This window comes from Salinibacterium sp. CAN_S4 (genome assembly GCF_015752305.1).
In the GTDB taxonomy this organism is placed as follows: Bacteria; Actinomycetota; Actinomycetes; order Actinomycetales; family Microbacteriaceae; genus Rhodoglobus.
Window position 1 is genome coordinate 225930 of sequence record NZ_JADOVB010000003.1, and the last position, 19744, is coordinate 245673.

Consider the following 19744-nt stretch of genomic DNA (forward strand, 5'->3'; position numbering starts at 1 on the left):
CCCCTTCGCCGCACAGGTAGGATTTAGCCGATGTCTGAGCCCGTCAGCAACAACGGCCACGTCTCGCCGTTTATCGAGCTGGGTCGTGCCGATTGGGCTGCCCTCGCCCCCACGATGACTACTCCGCTGAGCCGGACCGAGATCGTCGGGCTCCGCGGGCTCGGCGACGAACTCGATCTCGTCGAGGTCGAGGAAGTGTACGTGCCGCTCAGCCGACTCCTGAGCCTGTACGCGGAGGGCTCGCAAAAGCTCCACACCGCGACATCCGCCTTCCTGGGCCAGAAAGCCGCCCGCACTCCGTTCGTCATCGGCATTGCCGGCTCCGTCGCCGTGGGCAAGTCGACGATCGCGAGGCTGCTTCGCGAGTTGCTGGCACGCTGGGACGACACCCCGCGGGTCGAGCTCGTCACGACCGATGGTTTTCTCTTTCCCAACGCCGAGCTGGAACGTCGCGGTCTCATGGAGCGCAAGGGATTCCCGGAGTCATACGACCGCAGGGCCCTGCTGCGATTCGTCAGCAAGATCAAGAGCGGGGCACCCGTCGTGCGTGCACCCTTCTACTCGCACCTCGCCTACGACATCGTGCCCGACGCCGAGATCGTCGTGAACGCACCTGACGTGCTCATCATCGAGGGCCTCAACGTGCTGCAGCCAGCGGCGGCGGGCCGCAGTCTCGCCGTCAGCGATCTCTTCGACTTCTCGATCTATGTGGATGCCCGTTCGAGCGACATCGCCCGCTGGTACGAAGAGCGGTTCCTCCGCCTGCAGCAGGGAGCGTTCTCCAACCCGAAGTCGTACTTCCATCGGTTCGCCGAACTGAGTGAGGATGAGGCCCGCGCGCGTGCCCATCGCATCTGGGCAAGCATCAACGCACCGAACCTCGAGAAGAACATCCTGCCGACACGGCCTCGCGCATCGCTCGTGCTGCGAAAGGGCTCGAACCACGCCGTTTCCAGCGTTCTGCTTCGAAAAACCTAGAGGGCGAGCTGCTCGCGCACGACGACCGCAAGGCCCTCGGCGATCTTCTCGGCCACGTCCTGGTGTTCGGCCTCGACCATGACACGCACCATGGGCTCTGTACCGGACGGCCTCAGCAGCACACGCCCTGAGTCACCCAGCTCCGCCTCAGCGGCGGCAACGGCCTCCGCGATGACCAGGTCTGATCTCAGCGCGTGGTGGTCGACGCCCCGAACGTTGATGAGTACCTGCGGGTACACCGTCATGGCTGACGCCAACTGGGCGATGGTCTTGCCCGTCCTGGCCATCTCGGCGGCGAGATGGAGCCCGGTGAGGATGCCGTCCCCCGTCGTCGCGAACTTCGTCATGATGACGTGCCCGGACTGCTCACCGCCGAGGGAGAGGGATTCTGCGGCAAGTGCCTCGAGCACGTACCGATCCCCGACTGCCGTTTCGACCATCCTGATGTCGTTCGCCGCCATCGCGCGACGCAGTCCCAGGTTGCTCATGACCGTCGCCACCAGCGCGCGGTCGTTGAGTACGCCCCGCTCTGCCATCGACAGCGCGAGGATCGCCATGATCTGGTCACCGTCGATGGTTTTGCCCTCAGCGTCGACCGCGAGGCATCGATCTGCGTCACCGTCGTGGGCGATTCCGAGGTCGGCCCCGTGGGACACCACGGCAGCGGACAGCGGGCCGAGATACGTGGATCCGACACCGTCGTTGATGTTGATCCCATCCGGATCTGCACCGATGACTGTCACCTTCGCGCCGGCATCCGTGAAGACCTGCGGCGAAACGCCGGCCGCTGCGCCGTGAGCGCAGTCGAGCACGACGTGGATGCCGTCGAGCCTGTGGGGAAGCGTCGAAAGCAGGTGGACGAGGTAACGATCTTCCGCGTCCGAGAAGCGACGGATACGCCCTACGTCGGCACCCTTGGGTGCCAGCTTCGGCTGGTCGAGCATCGCTTCGATGCGGTCTTCGACCTCATCCGGCAGCTTCGTGCCTCCGGCGGCGAAGAACTTGATCCCGTTGTCGGGAGCGGGGTTGTGAGAGGCCGAGACCATGACCCCGAGGTCGGCCTTGAAGTCGGCGACGAGGTACGCCAGCGCCGGGGTCGGCACGACACCAGCGTCGTACACATCCACGCCGGAACTTGCGAGACCGGCAGCAACGGCCGCTGCAATGAATTCTCCCGAGACCCTGGGGTCACGGGCAATCACGGCGACGGGGCGACGCCCCGATGCACGACGACCGTCGGCCACCCTGCCCTTGCCCAGGACGACGGCAGCCGCCTGGGCAAGGTTCAGAGCAAGATCGACGGTAAGTGCGTCATTCGCGAGACCGCGAACGCCATCCGTACCAAAGAGCCTTGGCATACCTGATGGTTGTCGAGGCGCTTTAGCGCTTCGAGAACTGAGGAGCCTTACGGGCCTTCTTGAGTCCGGCCTTCTTGCGTTCCTTGACACGAGCGTCGCGGCTGAGGAATCCAGCCTTCTTCAGGGCCGCACGGTTGTTCTCTTCATCGATCTGGTTGAGCGAGCGTGCGATGCCGAGGCGCAGTGCACCGGCCTGGCCGGAGGGGCCACCGCCGGTGATCTTCGCGATGACGTCGTAGCTGCCGAGCAGGTCGAGGATCTTGAACGGGTCGTTGATGAGCTGCTGGTGCAGCTTGTTCGGGAAGTACTCTGCGAGCTCGCGACCGTTGACGGTGATGGTTCCGGCACCGGGGATGAGGCGCACGCGGGCGATGGCCTGCTTGCGACGACCCACGGCTGCGCCGGGAACGGTCAGGACTGCGCGGGGAGCCTTGGGGGCGTCCTCAGCGGGAGTCTCGGTCGAGTATCCGCCTGCTGGCGTCTCGGTGGTGTAGCTCTCGGGTGCTGACTCGGCGACGGAGTCTTCGATCTTGGCCAATTTATATGTCCTTAGTTCTGTGCGTGAGAAGCGCGGGCGCTACTGGGCGACCTGGGAAAGGGTGTACGGCGTGGGCTGCTGAGCCGCGTGAGGGTGCTCGGCGCCTGCGTAGACCTTGAGCTTCGTGAGCTGTGCGCGACCGATCGAGTTCTTCGGGAGCATTCCACGGACGGCCTTCTCGACCGCGCGGGTCGGGTGCTTCGCGACCATCTCGGAGTACGTCGTCACGGTCAGTCCGCCCGGGTAACCCGAGTGGCTGAAGTAGTTCTTGTTGGCGAGCTTCGAGCCGGTGAGAGCTACCTTCTCCGCATTGATGACGATGACGAAGTCACCCATATCCATGTGGGGAGCGAAGGTCGCCTTGTGCTTGCCGCGGAGCAGAACTGCCACGTGGGTCGCGAGACGGCCGAGAACGATGTCGGTTGCGTCGATGATGACCCAGTCGCGCTGGACGTCTTCGGGCTTGGGTGAAAATGTACGCGTCACGATAGTGCTGCTTTCATTGATCGATTGAGGTGTTCGTGAATCCCACTCCGTGGCCTGTTCCTCGACGATGTCTCGGAACGCAGCCGCGTGTTTTACAACACTGGAGGGCTCATGATCGGATGCCAGGCACGGGGCGCAGACACCAAGGGTCGAGTCTAGGCGCTCGACACGCCTCCGGTCAAACCGCCATCGACGCTGCGTCGTGCCCGGGTCTGCGCGGCACGCAGGCCGACCTCATCATCGTCAGGATATCCGACCTCGACGAGGGTGAGGCCGGCTGCGGGCATCACCTTGAATTCGCTCGTGCGGCGGGCGTCGTTCCGGATGCCCACCAGTCTTTCTCCGTCGAGCTTCGACTCCCCCACAGACACGACAGAGCCCACCAGGGCTCGCACCATGCTGTGGCAGAACGCGTCGGCCTGGAGCTGCGCGATGAGGACCCCGCTGTCGTCGCGGTGCCAGCGGAAATCCTGCAGCTCGCGGATTGTCGTCGCCCCCTCCCGCGGCCGGCAATACGCGGCCCAGTCGTGCAACCCGAGCAGCTCACGCGCAGCAGCGTTCATCGCGTCGAGGTCGAGTGTCGCCGGGTACCAGACCGTGTGGTGGCGAAGCAGCGGATCACGGCGGGCAGCGGCATCCGCGATCCGATATTCGTATCGGCGGAAGATCGGGGAGAATCTGGCATCGAACCCTTCTGGCGCAAAAGTCACAGCCGAGACATAGACGTCGCTCTTCAGTCCGGCGATACCGTTGAGGCGTTTTGCGAGCGCAGACGTGGGCTGCTGAGATTTTGCTCCCCTGCCGTGCGGCGACGCGAGGTGCGCGATCTGCGCTGCGGTCAGATCGAGGTGCGCCACCTGCCCGGTGGCGTGCACGCCGGCGTCCGTGCGTCCAGCGACGGTCAGGGTGGGCGGCGGGCCGAACCGGCGGAATACCGTCGCGAGCGCCGCCTCGAGCTCGCCCTGAACGGTGCGGATACCGGGTTGGCGCGCCCACCCGGTGAAGTCGGTGCCGTCGTAAGCGATGGCCACGCGCAACCGAGTAGTGGCAGCGGAGGGTTCTAAGGGGTCGACCACTGTGCGATTGTAAGGGAAGGGGGCACCTAGCGCTTCTTCGCCCGTGAGGGCTGCACCCGGGGTGGCTCCCCCGGCATCTTCGGAAAGTCGGGCGGGAAGGGCAGCTCACCGAGTCCATCCCCGAGGTCACGCTCCCACCATTCGAGCAGGGTGGAGATATCGCCCGGATCGTTCGCGAAGTGCTCCCAGGGATCGCCCACGGACGTCAGCCTGCCCGGCACGGTCAGAACCGTGAAGTCCCGTGGATCAGCGGCATCCAGTTCCGACCATTCGAGCGGTGTCGAGACCGGGGCGAGGGGAAGCGGTCTCGCGCTGTATGCGCCCGCCATGGTGCGATCCCGATTCGCCTGGTTGTAGTCGACGAATACCTTCTCGCCGCGCTCTTCTTTCCACCACGACGTCGTCACCTCTGACGGCATCCTCCTCTCCAGCTCCCGTGCCGCCGCGATGACCGCGTGCCTCACATCAAGGAATTCGTGGTCGGGCACGATCGGCGCGAAAACGTGGATGCCCCTGTTTCCTGACGTCTTGATGAACGCCGTGAGCCCCGCTTCCGCCATGACAGCGCGTAACTCCACGGCAACTTTCGAGGCATCCCTGAAATCCGTCCCCGGCTGAGGGTCGAGGTCGATACGGAACTGGTCCGGATTGTCGCTGTCCTCGGCGCGAGACGGCCACGGATGAAACGTGATGGTGTTCATCTGGACGGCCCACACTGCCGCCGCCGGCTCGTCGATGACCAGCTGGGGATGCGAACGTCCGCTGGGATAGACGACGGGGACACTCCGAACGAAGTCGGGTGCACCCTTGGGCGGATTCTTGGAGAAGAACGCCTCGCCATCGATCCCTGCCGAGAATCGCTGAAGGGACACCGGCCTGTCGCCGTTGGCGAGGACGAAGGCCTCTCCGACCGCGATCATGTACTCAGCGAGCTGGAGTTTCGTGATGCCCTGCTCCGGCCATAGCACCCTCGACGGGCTCGAGACGCGGATCTCGCGCTGCCCGTGGGGGCCGGGAACCTGCACCATCATCGCGTCGCTGGCCATGCGTCCAAACTACGCCTGTACCGCCCCCGGCAGGCTCACAAAGCAGCACCTTAACGACGTTCGGCCCCGCTCGAAAGCGGGGCCGAACCTGAAGCGTGGTGCTACTTGGCGTCCTTCGCAGGAGCCTCGTCAGCGGCATCCTCGGCCGGAGCCTCGGTCGCTGCGTCGTCAGTCGTGTCGGTCGAGGCGGCATCGACGATCTCGTCGGCAGCCGCCTCGTCGCCCACAGGCTCGTCAGCAACAGGCTCTTCAGCAACGGTCTCGTCGGCAACTGCAGCGTCAGCCTTGGCTGCTGCGGTCTTCTTCGCGGACTTCGGCTTCGGGTTCACGGGCTCGAGCACGAGCTCGATCTGAACCATCGAGGCGTTGTCGCCCTTGCGGAATCCGAGCTTCGTGATGCGGGTGTATCCGCCGTCACGCAGTTCGACCAGCGGCGCGATCTCGGTGAAGAGCTCGTGGATGACGCTCTTGTCGCCGATGATCGACAGCGCGCGACGACGGTTGTGCAGGTCGCCCTTCTTCGCGAAGGTGATCAGTCGCTCGGCGACGGGACGCAGGCGCTTGGCCTTCGTCTCGGTCGTCTTGATGCTCTTGTGTGTGAACAGGGCTGCAGCCAGGTTCGCGAGCATGAGTCGCTCGTGGGCCGGCCCTCCGCCGAGGCGGGGTCCCTTTGTGGGTGTAGGCATTTTCTAGTTCTCCAGTATCAGAAGTGTGTGGTGAGACGCTTACGCGGGGGTTTCGTCGTCGTAGCCGCCGAAGAAGTGGGCTCCGTCGAATCCGGGAACGCTGTCTTTCAGCGACAGCCCCATCTCGACGAGCTTGTCTTTCACTTCGTCTACCGACTTCTGGCCGAAGTTCCGGATGTTCATGAGCTGCGTCTCCGACAGTGCGACGAGTTCGCTCACGGTGTTGATGCCCTCACGCTTGAGGCAGTTGTAGCTGCGCACGGAGAGGTCGAGGTCTTCGATCGGCATGCTGAGCTCGCTCGACAGCACTGCGTCAACAGGAGCCGGGCCGATCTCGATGCCCTCGGCTGCGTTGTTCAGCTCGCGAGCGAGACCGAACAGCTCGGTCAGCGTACGACCGGCCGAAGCAACGGCGTCACGCGGGGTGATCGCATTCTTGGTCTCGACATCCACGACCAGGCGGTCGAAGTCGGTGCGCTCACCGGCACGAGTTGCCTCGACGCGGTAGGTGACCTTCAGCACGGGCGAGTAGATCGAGTCGACCGGGATCTGGCCGGCTTCGCTGAACTCGCTGCGGTTCTGGGTTGCCGACACGTAGCCGCGGCCACGCTCGATCGTGAGCTCGAGCTCGAACTTCGCCTTGTCGTTCAGCGTCGCGATGACGAGGTCGGGGTTGTGGATCTCGACGCCGGCCGGAGCCGAGATGTCGGCTGCGGTGACCTCGCCCGCGCCCTGCTTGCGCAGGTAGGCGGTGATCGGCTCGTCGTGCTCGCTCGAGACGACGAGGTTCTTGATGTTCAGGATGACCTCGGTGACGTCTTCCTTGACACCGGGAACGGTGCTGAACTCGTGCAGCACGCCATCGATGCGGATGCTCGTGACGGCAGCTCCCGGGATCGAGGAGAGCAGCGTACGACGCAGTGAGTTTCCGAGTGTGTAACCGAAACCGGGTTCAAGCGGCTCGATTACGAAGCGCGAGCGGAACTCGGAGATGTTCTCTTCAGCAAGAGTGGGGCGCTGTGCGATGAGCACTGGTGATTCCTTTCGGCAAAGTGTCCGCTATATGACACTTGAGGCGCGACGAGTGGCTGGCCCGTCGATCTGTTGAGTTGTGAATTATTTATGCGGAAAGCGGGAGCTGATGGCCGCGCGACGAGCATGCTCGTGCGTGCGGCCATCAGCCCAGGAGGTCAAACGCGGCGGCGCTTGGGCGGGCGGCAACCGTTGTGCGCCTGCGGTGTCACGTCGTTGATCGAACCGACCTCGAGGCCAGCGGCCTGAAGTGAGCGGATCGCGGTCTCGCGACCTGAACCCGGTCCCTTGACGAAGACGTCGACCTTCTTGAGGCCGTGCTCCTGCGCCTGGCGTGCTGCCGACTCGGCGGAGAGCTGTGCGGCGAACGGGGTCGACTTACGCGATCCCTTGAAGCCGACGGTGCCCGACGATGCCCAGCTGATGACCGCGCCCGTGGGGTCGGTGATCGTCACGATGGTGTTGTTGAACGTCGACTTGATGTGGGCCTGGCCCAGCGCGATGTTCTTCTTTTCTTTCTTGCGCGGCTTACGAACGGCCGATTTTGGTGCTGCCATGGTGTTCTCCTAAAACGTGTATGGCGACGCGAGCAGTGCTCGCTATCGGGCCTTCTTCTTGCCGGCTACGGTGCGCTTCGGTCCCTTGCGGGTACGAGCGTTGGTCTTGGTGCGCTGTCCGTGAACGGGCAGGCCCTTACGGTGGCGAATTCCCTGGTAGCTGCCGATCTCGACCTTGCGGCGGATGTCAGCGGCAACCTCACGACGGAGGTCACCCTCTACCTTGAAATTGACCTCGACGTAGTCGCGAAGTGCGATGAGCTGCTCATCGGTCAGATCCTTGACGCGGATCTCACCGCTGATGCCGGTGTCGGCGAGGGTCTTGAGGGCCCTCGTACGGCCAACACCGTAGATGTAAGTCAGTGCGACCTCAACGCGCTTATCGCGCGGGATGTCGACGCCTGCTAGACGTGCCATGGTGGCTTCTCCTGTGAGTGAGTGGAGGTGTGGGACAGAACCTGTGCGCCGGCCTCCAACCGGTGGTGTCCGGCGCAATCGTCTGCACGATTGCGCCTTCTGCTTCTGCCGTTCCTGTTCAGTTGTAACTGTGCTGCTGTAACTCTGGCCGAGCTGGTGAGACTGTTAGCCCTGACGCTGCTTATGACGCGGGTTGGACTTGCAGATCACCATGACGTTTCCATTGCGGCGGATGACGCGGCAGTGGTCACAGATGGGCTTGACGCTGGGGTTTACCTTCATTGTCGTTCCTTGCACTCGCTGTCTTCGTACTCGTGGGATGCCACGAGTCGTTACTTTCCAGCGCGATGTCCGTGGGGCACAACCCTTCGGCGATGTCCGTCACGGCACTACTTGTAGCGGCAGGCCTATTTGTATCTATAGGTAATGCGGCCGCGGGTCAGGTCATACGGGCTCAACTCCACAACCACACGGTCCTCCGGGAGGATCCTGATGTAGTTCTGTCGCATTTTGCCCGAGATGTGAGCAAGTACACGGTGGCCGTTGGTCAACTCAACACGAAACATCGCGTTGGGTAGAGCTTCGACTACTGCGCCCTCGATCTCGATGACACCGTCTTTTTTGGCCATAGCCTCTTCGTCGCTAAAAGTTAGTTTTCGCTGGTCTGCGGGGAATTCGATGTTTGCGCACGGCGCAGACACCAAAGATCAAGCTTAGATCATGCGGAGGCGTTTCGCTACCACTATGCGGCGCGTCGATCGACTAGGGAATAGCTCTCGGAGTCACGCCGAACGGAGCGAGCTTCGAGGCGCCACCATCGTCCGAGGTCAGCACCCAAATGCCGTCAGCGTGAACGGCGATCGAATGCTCCCAATGAGCCGCGTCCTGCTCATCGTCGGTGGCGACTGTCCAGTCATCATCGAGGACGTGTGAATCGATGCCACCCATGGTGACCATCGGTTCGATGGCGACCACGAGTCCCGGCCGCACGTCAGGGCTGGAGCCGCGCACCCGGTAGTTGAACACCGGAGGATCCTCATGCATCGACCGGCCGATACCGTGCCCGGTGTAGTCCTCGACGATGCCGTACTCCCAGCCTCCCGTCAACGCATCCTCTATCGCCGCACTCACGTCATTGAGTTTGCGCGCAGAGGCGAGGGCAGCGATGCCGGCCCACAGGGATCCTTCGGTTGCGTCTGACAGTTGCTGCCGCTGCGCAACCACCTCGGGCCGTTGCGGATCAGGGACGACCACGCTGAACGCGGCGTCGCCGTTCCAGCCGCCGACTTCGGCACCGCAGTCGATCGAGACCAGATCGCCCGGCATGATGACCCTGGCCCCTGGCACCCCGTGCACGATCTCGTCGTTCACTGAGGCGCAGATTGTGTGCCGGTATCCGGGCTCCTTCATGAAGTTCGGCACTCCACCACCATCGCGGATGACCTTCTCCGCTATCGCGTCGAGTTCCAGAGTGGTAACCCCGGGCGTGATCGCAGCGCGGACCGCTGTGAGCGCGGCAGCGGTGAGTCGACCGGGTTGCACCATGAGGCGCAGCTCTTCCGCGGTCTTGTAAAGCTTTCGGTTGCCGAACGCCACGACTAGCGGGCTGAGTGGTCCGGCAAGGCGATCCCGCGACCGGCCAGCGCCTCGGTGATGCGCACTGTCACGTCGTCGATCTCGCCGAGCGCATCGATCTTCACCAGTACCCCACGGCCATCGTAGACATCCACGAGGGGTGCGGTCTGGCTCGCATAGACGTCGAGCCTGTGCCTGACGACAGATTCGTCGTCGTCGCTTCGACCCTGGTCATCCGCCCGCTTGCGCAACCGTTCCACCACGACATCGGGATCTGCCACAAGTTCGATGACGACGTCGAGCGCGGTCCCGTGGCTGGCGAGAAACTCATCGAGGTCACGCACCTGGTCGGTCGTCCGCGGGTAGCCATCGAGCAGAAAGCCGGACTCGCAGTCACTCTCGGCAAGGCGGTCTCGGATGAGCGCGTTCGTGAGGGAATCGGGGACGTTGTCACCGGCATCCATGAATGCCTTCGCCTTGGCGCCCAGCTCGGTTTCGTTCTTCACGTTCGAACGGAAGATGTCCCCCGTGGAGATGGCGGGGATGCCGTAGCTCTCGGCCAGCCGAACAGCCTGGGTGCCTTTTCCCGCGCCGGGCGGGCCGATCAGCAGAAGCCGGGTCAACGGAGCAGACCTTCGTAGTGACGCTGCTGGAGCTGTGAGTCGATCTGCTTCACAGTCTCCAGGCCGACACCGACGATGATCAGGATGCTCGCACCGCCGAACGGGAAGTTCGTGTTCGCGCCGACGAGCACGAGCGCGATGAGCGGGATCAGGGCGATGAGACCCAGATACAGCGAGCCGGGGAGCGTCACGCGAGTCAGGACATAATCCAGGTACTCCGCGGTCGGTCGCCCTGCTCGGATGCCGGGGATGAACCCGCCGTACTTCTTCATGTTGTCAGCGACCTCTTCAGGGTTGAAGGTGATCGCGACGTAGAAGTAGGTGAATCCGACGATGAGCAGGAAGTAGAGCAGCATGTAGAGCGGGTGGTCACCGGTGGTGAGGTAGTTCTGGATCCAGACCACCCAGGCGGCTGGCGCTTCGCCGGCGGCCGGAGTGTTGAACTGTGCGATCAGGGCCGGCAGATAGAGCAGCGACGATGCGAAGATCACCGGCACGACGCCGGCCATGTTCACCTTGATCGGTATGTACGTGTTGTTTCCACCATAGGTACGCCTGCCGACCATGCGCTTGGCGTACTGCACAGGGATGCGACGCTGCGATTGTTCGACGAAGACCACGGCCGCAACGATTACGACTCCGACCGCGATCACAGCGATAAACACCTCGACGCCCTGGGCGGAAAGGATGCTGCCGAGCGATCCGGGGAACTGCGCCGAAATCGAGGTGAAGATCAGAAGCGACATACCGTTACCGATGCCGCGCTCGGTGATGAGCTCGCCCATCCACATGATGAGGCCGGTACCGGCGGTCATGGTGATGACCATCAGCATGATGGCGTACCAGGAATCGTCGGTGATCAACTGGCTGCACTCTGCGACCCCGGAGTTCGAGGGGAACAGGGCGCCACTGCGCGCGACCGTGATCAGCGTCGTCGACTGCAGGACCGCAAGAGCAATAGTGAGGTAGCGGGTGTACTGGGTCAGCTTGGACTGCCCGGCCTGGCCTTCTTTGTAGAGGGTTTCGAAGTGTGGGATGACCACGCGTAGCAGCTGCACGATGATCGACGCGGTGATGTACGGCATGATGCCGAGCGCGAAGACTGACAGTTGCAGCAGCGCACCACCGCTGAAGAGGTTGACGAGGTCGTACAGCCCCTGCGTGCCCGCGTTGCTCGCGAGACACAGCTGCACGTTGCCAAAGTCGACGAACGGTGCGGGGATGAACGAACCGAGACGGAACAGCGCAACGATGCCGAGCGTGAACCCGATCTTCCTGCGAAGGTCGGGCGTGCGGAAGATCCGCGCGACAGCTCTAAACACAAGGCCTCCGATTATGTAGTAATGCAGTCGAGTGGGGCTCCCCGGGAGGGAACCCCACTCGTTTACGCCAACACTTACTCTCGCAAGTTGCCGGAAGGTTACTTAATGGAACCGCCAGCGGCGACGATCTTCTGCTCAGCAGAGCTGGAGACCTTATCGACTGCAACATTCAGCTTAACCGCAATGTCACCGTCGCCGAGAACCTTGACCTTCTCGTTCTTGCGAACGGCGCCCTTGGCAACGAGGTCGAGGATCGTGACGTCGCCACCCTTGGGGTAGAGCTCGGCCAGCTTCTCGAGGTTCACGACCTGGTACTCGACGCGGAACGGGTTCTTGAACCCGCGCAGCTTCGGAGCGCGCATGACGAAGTTGACGCCACCACCCTCGAAGCCGACGCGCATCTGGTAACGGGCCTTGGTGCCCTTGGTTCCACGACCAGCCGTCTTACCCTTGGAACCTTCACCGCGGCCTACGCGGGTCTTGTCCTTCTTGGCACCGGGCGCCGGGCGAAGGTGGTGCACCTTCAGCACCTGCGCGCGTGTCGGTACGTCAGTCGACGCAGCCTTCTTCGCGGCAGCGCTCTTCGATGCAGGAGCCTTGGCGGCGACAGCATCATCAGAGCTGGATGCTGCAGCCTTGGCCGGAGCCTTGGCAGCAGGAGCCTTCGTCGCGGCCGTCTTGGCCGGAGCCTTGGCAGCCGGTGCCTTGGCGGCGGCCGTCTTGGCCGGAGCCTTCTTGGGGGCAGCCGTATCGGCAGCCTTCGTTTCGTCAGCCATTAGTCAATCTCCTCGACCTTGACAAGGTGAGCGACAGTGCGAACGTAGCCGCGGTTCTGCGAATTGTCTTCGCGAACCACGACATCACCGATGCGGTGGAGCCCGAGGCTCCGCAGGGTGTCGCGCTGGTTCTGCTTCTCACTGATTTTGGACTTGATCTGGGTTACCTTCAGGCGTGCGGCCATCAGACACCTGCCTTAGCTTCTGCCTCGGCGCGCAGGAGGCGAGCCGGGATGACGTGCTCGGGGGCGAGGCCACGACGTGCGGCAACCGCACGAGGCTCCTCGAGCTGCTTGAGCGCAGCGACCGTTGCGTGCACGATGTTGATCGTGTTCGACGAACCGAGCGACTTGCTCAGAACATCGTGGATGCCGGCGCACTCGAGTACGGCGCGAACGGGTCCACCCGCGATAACTCCGGTACCCGCCGAAGCCGGACGCAGCAGGACGACGCCTGCAGCAGCCTCGCCCTGGACGGGGTGCGGGATCGTCTGGGCGACGCGGGGAACGCGGAAGAAGTTCTTCTTCGCTTCCTCGACACCCTTGGAGATCGCGGTGGGAACCTCGCGGGCCTTGCCGTAGCCGACACCGACGAGTCCGTTGCCGTCCCCGACGACCACGAGAGCGGTGAAGCTGAAGCGACGACCACCCTTCACGACCTTGGAGACGCGGTTGATGGTGACGACGCGCTCCAGGAACTGGCTCTTCTCCGCGTCGCGGCTGTTGCCACGGTCACGGCTGGGGCTGCGCTCACGACCGCCACGACGCGCCTCGCGAGGCTCGTTAGTGACGTCCGTTGCCGGCGCGTCGACGACTGCCGCTGAAGCGACGGCCTCGGCCGTGACTACTGCGGGTGCGTCAGTTACTTCGGACGTCACGTCCTGCTCCTTGTTGGTATTGGTTGCGTCGGTCACAGGTTCAACCCGCCCTCTCGTGCTCCATCAGCGATGGCTGCAACGCGTCCTGCGTAGCGGCTTCCGCCACGGTCGAATACGACTGCCTCGATGCCTGCTGCCTTAGCGCGCTCTGCGACGAGTTCGCCGACCTTGCGTGCCTTGGCCGTCTTGTCACCGTCGAAGGTGCGCATGTCGGCTTCGAGCGTGGATGCCGATGCCAGGGTGAATCCCTTCGAGTCGTCGACGACCTGCACGAATACGTGCCTGGCCGAACGCGTGACGACAAGACGCGGGCGCACCTCGGTGCCGACGACCTTCTTGCGAAGGCGTGTGTGACGGCGGGCCTTGGCTGCCGACTTGCTCTTACCTCGTTTGATTCCGAGAGCCATGATCACTTACCACTCTTTCCGGCCTTGCGGCGGACTACTTCTCCGGCGTAACGCACGCCCTTGCCCTTGTAGGGCTCTGGCTTGCGCAGCTTGCGGATGTTGGCTGCGACCTCGCCGACAGCCTGCTTGTCGATGCCGACGACGGTCACCTTGTTGTTGCCCTCGACCGTGAAGCTGATACCCGCTGGCGGGTCAACCGTGATGGAGTGCGAGTAACCGAGGGCGAACTCGAGCGATGCGCCCTTGGCTGCGACGCGGTAACCGGTTCCGACGACCTCGAGGCCCTTGGTGTAACCGTCGGTGACGCCGACGATCTGGTTCGCGATGAGCGTGCGGGTGAGACCGTGAAGCGAACGGGACTCGCGCTCGTCGTCCGGGCGGGTGACGAGCACCTGTCCGTCTTCGAGTGCAACCCTGATCGGGTTCTTGACGGTGAGCGTGAGCTCACCCTTCGGGCCCTTGACTGCGACGGCCTGGCCGTCGATCTTAATCTCGACCCCTGCAGGCACCGAGATGGGAAGGCGTCCAATACGTGACATGTTGAGTTACCACACGTAGGCGAGGACTTCCCCACCTACGCCCTTCGAGGTCGCCTCTTTGTCGGTCAGCAGACCGGAGGAGGTGGACAGGATGGCCACACCGAGGCCACCGAGGACCTTGGGGATCTCGGTCGACTTTGCGTATACACGCAGGCCGGGCTTCGAGACGCGCTTGATGCCCACGATGGAGCGTTCGCGGTTGGGGCCGTACTTGAGGTCGATCGTGAGGGTCTGGCCCACGCGGGCGTCCTCGATCTTCCACGCCGCGATGTAACCCTCATTCTTGAGCATCTCGGCGATGTGGGACTTCAGCTTGCTGCTGGGCAGCGAAACCGTGTCGTGGTACGCCGAGTTGGCGTTCCTCAGTCTGGTCAGCAGGTCTGCGACCGGATCTGTCATTGTCATGATGGGTGTTTCCATATCTCGCCCGGTTTCGACATCCGTTACGCGAATGCCGACCTGGTCGATCGGTGTTGCCTGGGTGAACTGTGCCGTATGGCGGTGAGTCTGTGGTGAACGACTACTTCGTGTTCTCGGCGGAGCGGAACGGGAAACCGAGCGCCTTGAGCAGCGCGCGACCCTCGTCGTCGGTCTTGGCCGTGGTGACGACGGTGATGTCGAAACCACGAACGCGGTCGATCTTGTCCTGGTCGATCTCGTGGAACATCGACTGCTCCGTGAGGCCGAACGTGTAGTTGCCGCGGCCGTCGAACTGCTTGTCGCTCAGGCCACGGAAGTCACGGATACGCGGAAGCGCGAGCGTGACGAGGCGGTCGAGGAACTCCCATGCGCGGTCGCCACGAAGTGTCACGTGTGCGCCGATCGGCTGGCCTTCACGCAGTTTGAACTGCGCGATGGACTTGCGAGCGTTGGTAACCTGCGGCTTCTGACCGGTGATGGCCGTGAGGTCCTTCACAGCGCCGTCGATGATCTTGCCGTCGCGGGCTGCCTCACCGACACCGGTGTTGACGACGATCTTCACGAGCCCGGGAACCTGGTGCACGTTCGTGAACCCGAAGTCCTTCTTGAGCTGCGCAGCGATCTCGGTGCGGTACTTCTGCTTCAGGCGCGGCTGGGTCTTGCCAGTGGGCGCAGCAGTTGCTGTGTCAGTCATTAGTTTGCGTCCTTCTCGGTTGCGGCGGGCTTCTCAGCTGCTGCTTCCTTCTTGGCCTTGGGGGCTGCCTTGGCGGGCTTCTCGGTTGCCTTCTCTTCGGCAGCCTCGCCCTTCAGTGCCTTCGACTTCTTGGTCTCGACACGACGTGACTTCTTGAAGTAACGCACGCGCGTGGTCTTGCCACGGTCGTCCGTCTCGACGGTGAAGCCCACGCGAGCGGGGAGCTTGGTCTCGGGGTCGACGAGCGCGATGTTCGACACGTGAATCGGTGCCTCCATCGTCTCGATGCCACCGGTCTTCGTGCCACGCTGTGTCTGGCCGACCTTGACGTGCTTGGTGACGAAGTTGACACCCTCCACGATCACGCGGTTCTTCTCAGCGATGACACCGATGACGCGACCCTGCTTGCCGCGGTCTCCGCCGCGATCCTGGGTCGGTCCACTGATGACCTGAACGAGGTCACCCTTGCGAATGTTTGCCATGAGTTACAGCACCTCCGGTGCGAGCGAGATGATCTTCATGAACTTCTTGTCACGAAGCTCGCGGCCGACCGGCCCGAAGATACGGGTACCACGAGGGTCTCCGTCTGCCTTCAGGATGACGGCGGCGTTCTCGTCGAACTTGATGTACGACCCGTCTGAACGGCGGGTCTGCTTGATGACGCGGACGATGACGGCCTTGACCACATCACCCTTCTTGACGTTTCCGCCGGGGATCGCGTCTTTGACAGTGGCGACGATGACGTCACCGAGGCCCGCGTAGCGACGGCCGGAGCCACCGAGAACGCGAATCGTGAGGAGTTCCTTGGCGCCGGTGTTGTCGGCGACTTTGACTCGGGATTCCTGCTGAAGCATTACTTGGCCTTTTCGAGGATCTCGACCAGGCGCCAGCGCTTTGTTGCACTGAGCGGACGGGTCTCGCTGATGAGAACGAGGTCACCGACGCCGGCCTCATTGGCCTCGTCGTGAACCTTGACCTTGGATGTGCGGCGGATGACCTTGCCGTACAGGGGGTGCTTTACGCGGTCTTCGACCTCGACAACGATGGTCTTGTCCATCTTGTTGCTCAGTACATATCCGCGACGTGACTTGCGGTAGCCGCGAGCGAGCTCAGCAGTCTCAGCCGCCGTGGTTGCACCTTCTGTGGGTGCTTCTGTCTTGGCCATGATTACGCCTCCTTCGTCGCGTCTTGAACAGGCGCAGTGGTGACCTCAGCTGCGGGCTTGGCCGCTGCATCGGTCTTCGCTGTGTCTTTCACAGGCTTGGTGGTCTTTGCCTTCTTCTCAGCCTTGGCCGGAGCCTCGACTGCGACGGGCGTTGCGCGGATGCCCAGCTCGCGCTCACGGATGACCGTGTAGATGCGAGCGATGTCGCGCTTGACAGCGCGGATGCGTCCGTGGCTTTCGAGCTGGCCGGTCGCGGCCTGGAAGCGAAGGTTGAACAGTTCTTCCTTCGCCTTCTTCAGCTCTTCGACGAGTCGCTCGTCTTCATAGGTGTCGAGCTCGACTGGGGCGAGCTCCTTGGTTCCGATCGCCATTATGCGTCGCCCTCCTCGCGCTTGATGATGCGTGCCTTCAGGGGCAGCTTGTGAATGGCACGAGTGAGAGCTTCGCGGGCAACCTCTTCGCTGACGCCGGCGAGCTCGAAGAGCACGCGACCTGGCTTGACGTTGGCGATCCACCACTCGGGCGAACCCTTACCGGAACCCATGCGGGTTTCGGCGGGCTTCTTGGTGAGCGGGCGGTCGGGGTAGATGTTGATCCACACCTTTCCACCACGCTTGATGTGACGGGTCATCGCAATTCGAGCGGCCTCGATCTGGCGGTTGGTGACATACGCAGGCGTGAGTGCCTGGATGCCGTACTCGCCGAACGAGATGACCGTTCCACCAGTCGCCTGGCCACTACGGCCGGGGTGGTGCTGCTTGCGGTGCTTGACCTTGCGGGGAATCAACATGGTTACGCCTCAACTCCTGCTGCAACTGGTGCGTCGGCCTTGGGTGCTGCGGTCGAGCCGCCTGCACCGCGGGGCGGACGGCTGTCGCGGCGGTCGCCGCCACGGTCGTCACGACGCTCCGGACGGGATGACTTCTGGTTGGCCTGCTCGCGAGCAAGCTCCTTGTTCGTGAGGTCGCCCTTGTAGATCCAGACCTTCACGCCGATGCGGCCGAACGTCGTCTTGGCCTCGTAGAAGCCGTAGTCGATGTTGGCGCGAAGGGTGTGCAGCGGAACGCGGCCTTCACGGTAGAACTCTGAACGGCTCATCTCAGCGCCGCCGAGTCGACCGGACACCTGGATGCGAACACCCTTGACCGAGCCGACGCGCTGGGCGCCCTGCATGCCCTTGCGCATTGCACGACGGAACGCGACTCGAGCAGCGAGCTGCTCCGCGATTCCCTGTGCAACGAGCTGAGCCTCAGCCTCGGGGTTCTTGACCTCGAGGATGTTGAGCTGGATCTGCTTGCCCGAGAGCTTCTCGAGGTCGGAGCGGATGCGCTCTGCCTCTGCTCCACGACGACCGATGACGATACCGGGGCGCGCCGTGTGGATGTCGACACGGACACGATCACGGGTGCGCTCGATCTCGATGCGGGCGACGCCTGCACGGTCGAGCGATGTCTTGAGCAGGTTGCGGATCTTGACGTCTTCAGCAACGTAGTCGCTGTAACGCTGGCCGGCCTTGGTGCTGTCGGAGAACCAGCGCGACACGTGGTCGGTGGTGATTCCCAGACGGAAACCGTAGGGGTTTACCTTCTGTCCCATTACTTCTTCCCTGCCTTCGTGGCGGTGGTCTTCGTTCCTGTCGAGCGAGCTGACGCCTTCTCAACGTCGGCTTCGGTCGGAGTCGCGAGCACGATCGTGATGTGGCTCGTGCGCTTCAGGATCTGGAACGCGCGGCCCTGTGCACGCGGCTGGAACCGCTTCAGGGTCGTTCCCTCGTCGACGAATGCTTCTGAGACGAACAGGTCCTGCTCGTCCAGGTAGCTGTTGGTGGAGTCCGCCTTGACCTTCGCGTTAGCCATGGCCGCTGCGACGAGCTTGTAGACGGGTTCGCTTGCACCCTGGGGTGCGAACTTCAGGATGGCCAGAGCTTCGACCGCCTGCTTCCCGCGGATCAGGTTGACGACGCGACGAGCCTTCGTCGGGGTGACGCGAATGTGCTTCACGCGAGCGATGGATTCAACCATTAGCGACGACGACCCTTCTTGTCATCCTTCACGTGTCCACGGAAGGTACGGGTGGGGGAGAATTCTCCGAGCTTGTGGCCCACCATGGTTTCGGTGATGAACACCGGGATGTGCTTACGACCGTCGTGCACCGCGATGGTGTGACCCAGCATGGCCGGGATGATCATCGAGCGGCGCGACCAGGTCTTGATCACGTTCTTGCTACTGGCCTCATTCGCCTTGACGACCTTCTGCAGCAGGTGGTCGTCGACGAAGGGGCCCTTCTTCAGACTGCGTGGCATCTTCTTGACTCCTACTTGCGCTTCTTGCCGACATTGCGGCGGCGGACGATGAGCTTGTCACTCGGAAGGTTGCGCTTACGCGTACGGCCTTCCTTCTGGCCCCAGGGGGTAACGGGGTGACGTCCACCGGACGTCTTACCCTCACCACCACCGTGAGGGTGGTCGACGGGGTTCATGGCGACACCACGGACGGTCGGGCGAACGCCCTTCCAGCGCATGCGGCCGGCCTTTCCCCAGTTGATGTTGGACTGCTCGGCGTTGCCGACCTCGCCGATGGTGGCGCGGCAACGGATGTCCACGTTACGGATTTCACCGGACGGCAGACGCAGCTGGGCGAAGGGGCCGTCCTTGGCGACGAGTCGAACCGACGCACCGGCGGAGCGGGCCATCTTGGCGCCACCACCCGGACGCAGCTCGATCATGTGGATGACGGTACCGACCGGGATGTTCTTCAGCGGAAGGTTGTTACCCGGCTTGATGTCAGCGGATGCGCCCGACTCCACGATGTCGCCCTGGTTGAGCTTGTTCGGGGCGATGATGTATCGCTTCGAACCATCGAAGTAGTGCAGCAGCGCGATGCGTGCCGTGCGGTTGGGGTCGTACTCGATCTCGGCAACGCGGGCGTTGACGCCGTCTTTGTCGTTGCGCTTGAAGTCGATTACACGGTACTGGCGCTTGTGGCCACCACCGATGTGGCGGGTCGTGATGCGACCAGCGTTGTTACGACCACCGGTTTTGGGCAGTGGACGGAGCAGCGACTTCTCCGGGGTCGAGCGGGTGATCTCGGCAAAGTCAGCGACCGAGGAACCGCGACGACCGGGAGTCGTGGGCTTGTACTTGCGAATAGCCATTGTTTTTTCTCCTCAGTCC

General features: G+C 63.1%; 30 protein-coding genes and 1 pseudogene. 1 reads left to right on the forward strand and 30 read right to left on the reverse strand.

What is annotated here, in order from left to right:
* Positions 1-30: 30 nt before the first annotated feature.
* Positions 31-978, forward strand: coding sequence for a type I pantothenate kinase (coaA, locus tag IWX81_RS10045; RefSeq protein WP_199281175.1), 948 nt, complete (start codon positions 31-33; stop codon positions 976-978).
* Here the strand turns inward: coaA and glmM are convergent.
* The 30 genes and pseudogenes from glmM to rplB all read right to left on the reverse strand — a co-directional run bounded on the left by glmM (position 975) and on the right by rplB (position 19725).
* A complete protein-coding gene (glmM, locus tag IWX81_RS10050) occupies positions 975-2336 on the reverse strand; it encodes a phosphoglucosamine mutase (RefSeq protein ID WP_199281176.1) in 1362 nt (453 codons plus the stop codon). The two genes, coaA and glmM, sit on opposite strands and share 4 nt — an antisense overlap.
* A gap of 22 nt (positions 2337-2358) precedes the next feature.
* Positions 2359-2874: a 30S ribosomal protein S9 gene (gene rpsI, locus IWX81_RS10055; RefSeq protein WP_097060188.1), complete on the reverse strand. Its 516-nt coding sequence runs from the start codon at positions 2872-2874 to the stop codon at positions 2359-2361.
* A 39-nt stretch (positions 2875-2913) separates the two neighbouring features.
* Positions 2914-3360 carry a 50S ribosomal protein L13 gene (gene rplM / locus IWX81_RS10060; protein ID WP_199281177.1) on the reverse strand — a complete coding sequence of 149 codons (447 nt, stop codon included), beginning with the start codon at positions 3358-3360 and terminating at the stop codon, positions 2914-2916.
* A 155-nt stretch (positions 3361-3515) separates the two neighbouring features.
* Positions 3516-4436, reverse strand: coding sequence for a tRNA pseudouridine(38-40) synthase TruA (truA, locus tag IWX81_RS10065; protein ID WP_199281178.1), 921 nt, complete (start codon positions 4434-4436; stop codon positions 3516-3518).
* A gap of 26 nt (positions 4437-4462) precedes the next feature.
* Positions 4463-5482 carry a non-homologous end-joining DNA ligase gene (gene ligD, locus IWX81_RS10070; RefSeq protein ID WP_199281179.1) on the reverse strand — a complete coding sequence of 340 codons (1020 nt, stop codon included), beginning with the start codon at positions 5480-5482 and terminating at the stop codon, positions 4463-4465.
* Positions 5483-5583: 101 nt separating this feature from the next.
* Positions 5584-6168 (reverse strand): 50S ribosomal protein L17, encoded by a 585-nt coding sequence (gene rplQ, locus IWX81_RS10075; RefSeq protein WP_199281180.1) that lies wholly within the window; start codon positions 6166-6168, stop codon positions 5584-5586.
* 39 nt (positions 6169-6207) lie between these two features.
* Positions 6208-7200: a DNA-directed RNA polymerase subunit alpha gene (locus IWX81_RS10080; protein WP_097060183.1), complete on the reverse strand. Its 993-nt coding sequence runs from the start codon at positions 7198-7200 to the stop codon at positions 6208-6210.
* A gap of 158 nt (positions 7201-7358) precedes the next feature.
* Positions 7359-7757, reverse strand: a complete 399-nt coding sequence (gene rpsK / locus IWX81_RS10085) for a 30S ribosomal protein S11 (protein ID WP_097060182.1) — start codon at positions 7755-7757, stop codon at positions 7359-7361.
* A 42-nt stretch (positions 7758-7799) separates the two neighbouring features.
* Entirely contained in the window at positions 7800-8174 is a 375-nt protein-coding gene (gene rpsM / locus IWX81_RS10090; RefSeq protein ID WP_097060181.1) for a 30S ribosomal protein S13, read from the reverse strand.
* Positions 8175-8339: 165 nt separating this feature from the next.
* Positions 8340-8456, reverse strand: a complete 117-nt coding sequence (gene rpmJ / locus IWX81_RS10095; protein WP_199281181.1) for a 50S ribosomal protein L36 — start codon at positions 8454-8456, stop codon at positions 8340-8342.
* A gap of 125 nt (positions 8457-8581) precedes the next feature.
* On the reverse strand, positions 8582-8803 hold the full coding sequence (gene infA / locus IWX81_RS10100) for a translation initiation factor IF-1 (RefSeq protein ID WP_097060179.1): 222 nt from the start codon (positions 8801-8803) through the stop codon (positions 8582-8584).
* 133 nt (positions 8804-8936) lie between these two features.
* Entirely contained in the window at positions 8937-9770 is an 834-nt protein-coding gene (gene map / locus IWX81_RS10105) for a type I methionyl aminopeptidase (protein WP_334593797.1), read from the reverse strand.
* Between the two features lie 2 nt (positions 9771-9772).
* Positions 9773-10372: an adenylate kinase gene (locus IWX81_RS10110; protein WP_199281182.1), complete on the reverse strand. Its 600-nt coding sequence runs from the start codon at positions 10370-10372 to the stop codon at positions 9773-9775.
* Positions 10369-11694 carry a preprotein translocase subunit SecY gene (gene secY / locus IWX81_RS10115; RefSeq protein WP_199281183.1) on the reverse strand — a complete coding sequence of 442 codons (1326 nt, stop codon included), beginning with the start codon at positions 11692-11694 and terminating at the stop codon, positions 10369-10371. Before secY ends, IWX81_RS10110 begins: the two co-directional genes overlap by 4 nt.
* 98 nt (positions 11695-11792) lie before the next feature.
* On the reverse strand, positions 11793-12470 hold the full coding sequence (gene rplO / locus IWX81_RS10120; protein ID WP_199281184.1) for a 50S ribosomal protein L15: 678 nt from the start codon (positions 12468-12470) through the stop codon (positions 11793-11795).
* Entirely contained in the window at positions 12470-12655 is a 186-nt protein-coding gene (gene rpmD / locus IWX81_RS10125; protein ID WP_097060176.1) for a 50S ribosomal protein L30, read from the reverse strand. Before rpmD ends, rplO begins: the two co-directional genes overlap by 1 nt.
* Positions 12655-13383: a 30S ribosomal protein S5 gene (rpsE, locus tag IWX81_RS10130; RefSeq protein ID WP_334593803.1), complete on the reverse strand. Its 729-nt coding sequence runs from the start codon at positions 13381-13383 to the stop codon at positions 12655-12657. Before rpsE ends, rpmD begins: the two co-directional genes overlap by 1 nt.
* The gene (rplR, locus tag IWX81_RS10135) at positions 13380-13754 is read right to left on the reverse strand and encodes a 50S ribosomal protein L18 (RefSeq protein ID WP_097060393.1); all 375 of its coding nucleotides are present in this window, start codon (positions 13752-13754) and stop codon (positions 13380-13382) included. The genes rpsE and rplR overlap by 4 nt, the downstream gene beginning before the upstream one ends.
* Positions 13755-13756: 2 nt before the next feature.
* Positions 13757-14293 (reverse strand): 50S ribosomal protein L6, encoded by a 537-nt coding sequence (gene rplF / locus IWX81_RS10140; protein WP_097060174.1) that lies wholly within the window; start codon positions 14291-14293, stop codon positions 13757-13759.
* A 6-nt stretch (positions 14294-14299) separates the two neighbouring features.
* Positions 14300-14698: a 30S ribosomal protein S8 gene (rpsH, locus tag IWX81_RS10145; protein ID WP_097060173.1), complete on the reverse strand. Its 399-nt coding sequence runs from the start codon at positions 14696-14698 to the stop codon at positions 14300-14302.
* A 115-nt stretch (positions 14699-14813) separates the two neighbouring features.
* The gene (gene rplE / locus IWX81_RS10150; RefSeq protein WP_199281185.1) at positions 14814-15407 is read right to left on the reverse strand and encodes a 50S ribosomal protein L5; all 594 of its coding nucleotides are present in this window, start codon (positions 15405-15407) and stop codon (positions 14814-14816) included.
* A 146-nt stretch (positions 15408-15553) separates the two neighbouring features.
* Positions 15554-15889: pseudogene (gene rplX, locus IWX81_RS10155) on the reverse strand (50S ribosomal protein L24); the annotation flags it as partial.
* A 3-nt stretch (positions 15890-15892) separates the two neighbouring features.
* Positions 15893-16261, reverse strand: a complete 369-nt coding sequence (gene rplN, locus IWX81_RS10160; RefSeq protein ID WP_097060170.1) for a 50S ribosomal protein L14 — start codon at positions 16259-16261, stop codon at positions 15893-15895.
* Positions 16261-16572 (reverse strand): 30S ribosomal protein S17, encoded by a 312-nt coding sequence (rpsQ, locus tag IWX81_RS10165; protein ID WP_199281187.1) that lies wholly within the window; start codon positions 16570-16572, stop codon positions 16261-16263. The genes rplN and rpsQ overlap by 1 nt, the downstream gene beginning before the upstream one ends.
* Positions 16573-16574: 2 nt before the next feature.
* Positions 16575-16943, reverse strand: coding sequence for a 50S ribosomal protein L29 (rpmC, locus tag IWX81_RS10170; protein ID WP_199281188.1), 369 nt, complete (start codon positions 16941-16943; stop codon positions 16575-16577).
* Complete coding sequence (rplP, locus tag IWX81_RS10175) at positions 16943-17362, reverse strand: 50S ribosomal protein L16 (RefSeq protein ID WP_097060167.1); 420 nt, start codon at positions 17360-17362, stop codon at positions 16943-16945. Before rplP ends, rpmC begins: the two co-directional genes overlap by 1 nt.
* A 2-nt stretch (positions 17363-17364) precedes the next feature.
* A complete protein-coding gene (gene rpsC, locus IWX81_RS10180) occupies positions 17365-18168 on the reverse strand; it encodes a 30S ribosomal protein S3 (protein ID WP_199281189.1) in 804 nt (267 codons plus the stop codon).
* On the reverse strand, positions 18168-18593 hold the full coding sequence (gene rplV, locus IWX81_RS10185; protein ID WP_097060165.1) for a 50S ribosomal protein L22: 426 nt from the start codon (positions 18591-18593) through the stop codon (positions 18168-18170). Before rplV ends, rpsC begins: the two co-directional genes overlap by 1 nt.
* Positions 18593-18874, reverse strand: a complete 282-nt coding sequence (gene rpsS / locus IWX81_RS10190) for a 30S ribosomal protein S19 (protein WP_199281190.1) — start codon at positions 18872-18874, stop codon at positions 18593-18595. Before rpsS ends, rplV begins: the two co-directional genes overlap by 1 nt.
* 11 nt (positions 18875-18885) lie before the next feature.
* Positions 18886-19725 (reverse strand): 50S ribosomal protein L2, encoded by an 840-nt coding sequence (gene rplB / locus IWX81_RS10195; protein WP_199281191.1) that lies wholly within the window; start codon positions 19723-19725, stop codon positions 18886-18888.
* Positions 19726-19744 lie beyond the last annotated feature (19 nt).

What these genes read in the sequence shown, in the direction of transcription:
- rplP (WP_097060167.1), bottom strand. Translation starts at nt 17,362, where the DNA reads ATGTTGATTCCCCGCAAGGTCAAGCACCGCAAGCAGCACCACCCCGGC.
- rpsK (WP_097060182.1), bottom strand. Translation starts at nt 7,757, where the DNA reads ATGGCAGCACCAAAATCGGCCGTTCGTAAGCCGCGCAAGAAAGAAAAG.
- rplV (WP_097060165.1), bottom strand. Translation starts at nt 18,593, where the DNA reads ATGGTTGAATCCATCGCTCGCGTGAAGCACATTCGCGTCACCCCGACG.
- rplR (WP_097060393.1), bottom strand. Translation starts at nt 13,754, where the DNA reads ATGGCTCTCGGAATCAAACGAGGTAAGAGCAAGTCGGCAGCCAAGGCC.
- rplN (WP_097060170.1), bottom strand. Translation starts at nt 16,261, where the DNA reads ATGCTTCAGCAGGAATCCCGAGTCAAAGTCGCCGACAACACCGGCGCC.
- rpsQ (WP_199281187.1), bottom strand. Translation starts at nt 16,572, where the DNA reads ATGGCCAAGACAGAAGCACCCACAGAAGGTGCAACCACGGCGGCTGAG.
- glmM (WP_199281176.1), bottom strand. Translation starts at nt 2,336, where the DNA reads ATGCCAAGGCTCTTTGGTACGGATGGCGTTCGCGGTCTCGCGAATGAC.
- rplO (WP_199281184.1), bottom strand. Translation starts at nt 12,470, where the DNA reads ATGGCTGACGAAACGAAGGCTGCCGATACGGCTGCCCCCAAGAAGGCT.
- rpsC (WP_199281189.1), bottom strand. Translation starts at nt 18,168, where the DNA reads ATGGGACAGAAGGTAAACCCCTACGGTTTCCGTCTGGGAATCACCACC.
- infA (WP_097060179.1), bottom strand. Translation starts at nt 8,803, where the DNA reads ATGGCCAAAAAAGACGGTGTCATCGAGATCGAGGGCGCAGTAGTCGAA.
- rpsH (WP_097060173.1), bottom strand. Translation starts at nt 14,698, where the DNA reads ATGACAATGACAGATCCGGTCGCAGACCTGCTGACCAGACTGAGGAAC.
- rplQ (WP_199281180.1), bottom strand. Translation starts at nt 6,168, where the DNA reads ATGCCTACACCCACAAAGGGACCCCGCCTCGGCGGAGGGCCGGCCCAC.
- rpsS (WP_199281190.1), bottom strand. Translation starts at nt 18,874, where the DNA reads ATGCCACGCAGTCTGAAGAAGGGCCCCTTCGTCGACGACCACCTGCTG.
- rplB (WP_199281191.1), bottom strand. Translation starts at nt 19,725, where the DNA reads ATGGCTATTCGCAAGTACAAGCCCACGACTCCCGGTCGTCGCGGTTCC.
- ligD (WP_199281179.1), bottom strand. Translation starts at nt 5,482, where the DNA reads ATGGCCAGCGACGCGATGATGGTGCAGGTTCCCGGCCCCCACGGGCAG.
- rplF (WP_097060174.1), bottom strand. Translation starts at nt 14,293, where the DNA reads ATGTCACGTATTGGACGCCTTCCCATCTCGGTGCCTGCAGGGGTCGAG.
- coaA (WP_199281175.1), top strand. Translation starts at nt 31, where the DNA reads ATGTCTGAGCCCGTCAGCAACAACGGCCACGTCTCGCCGTTTATCGAG.
- rpmJ (WP_199281181.1), bottom strand. Translation starts at nt 8,456, where the DNA reads ATGAAGGTAAACCCCAGCGTCAAGCCCATCTGTGACCACTGCCGCGTC.
- rpsM (WP_097060181.1), bottom strand. Translation starts at nt 8,174, where the DNA reads ATGGCACGTCTAGCAGGCGTCGACATCCCGCGCGATAAGCGCGTTGAG.
- rpmC (WP_199281188.1), bottom strand. Translation starts at nt 16,943, where the DNA reads ATGGCGATCGGAACCAAGGAGCTCGCCCCAGTCGAGCTCGACACCTAT.
- rpmD (WP_097060176.1), bottom strand. Translation starts at nt 12,655, where the DNA reads ATGGCCGCACGCCTGAAGGTAACCCAGATCAAGTCCAAAATCAGTGAG.
- rplE (WP_199281185.1), bottom strand. Translation starts at nt 15,407, where the DNA reads ATGACTGACACAGCAACTGCTGCGCCCACTGGCAAGACCCAGCCGCGC.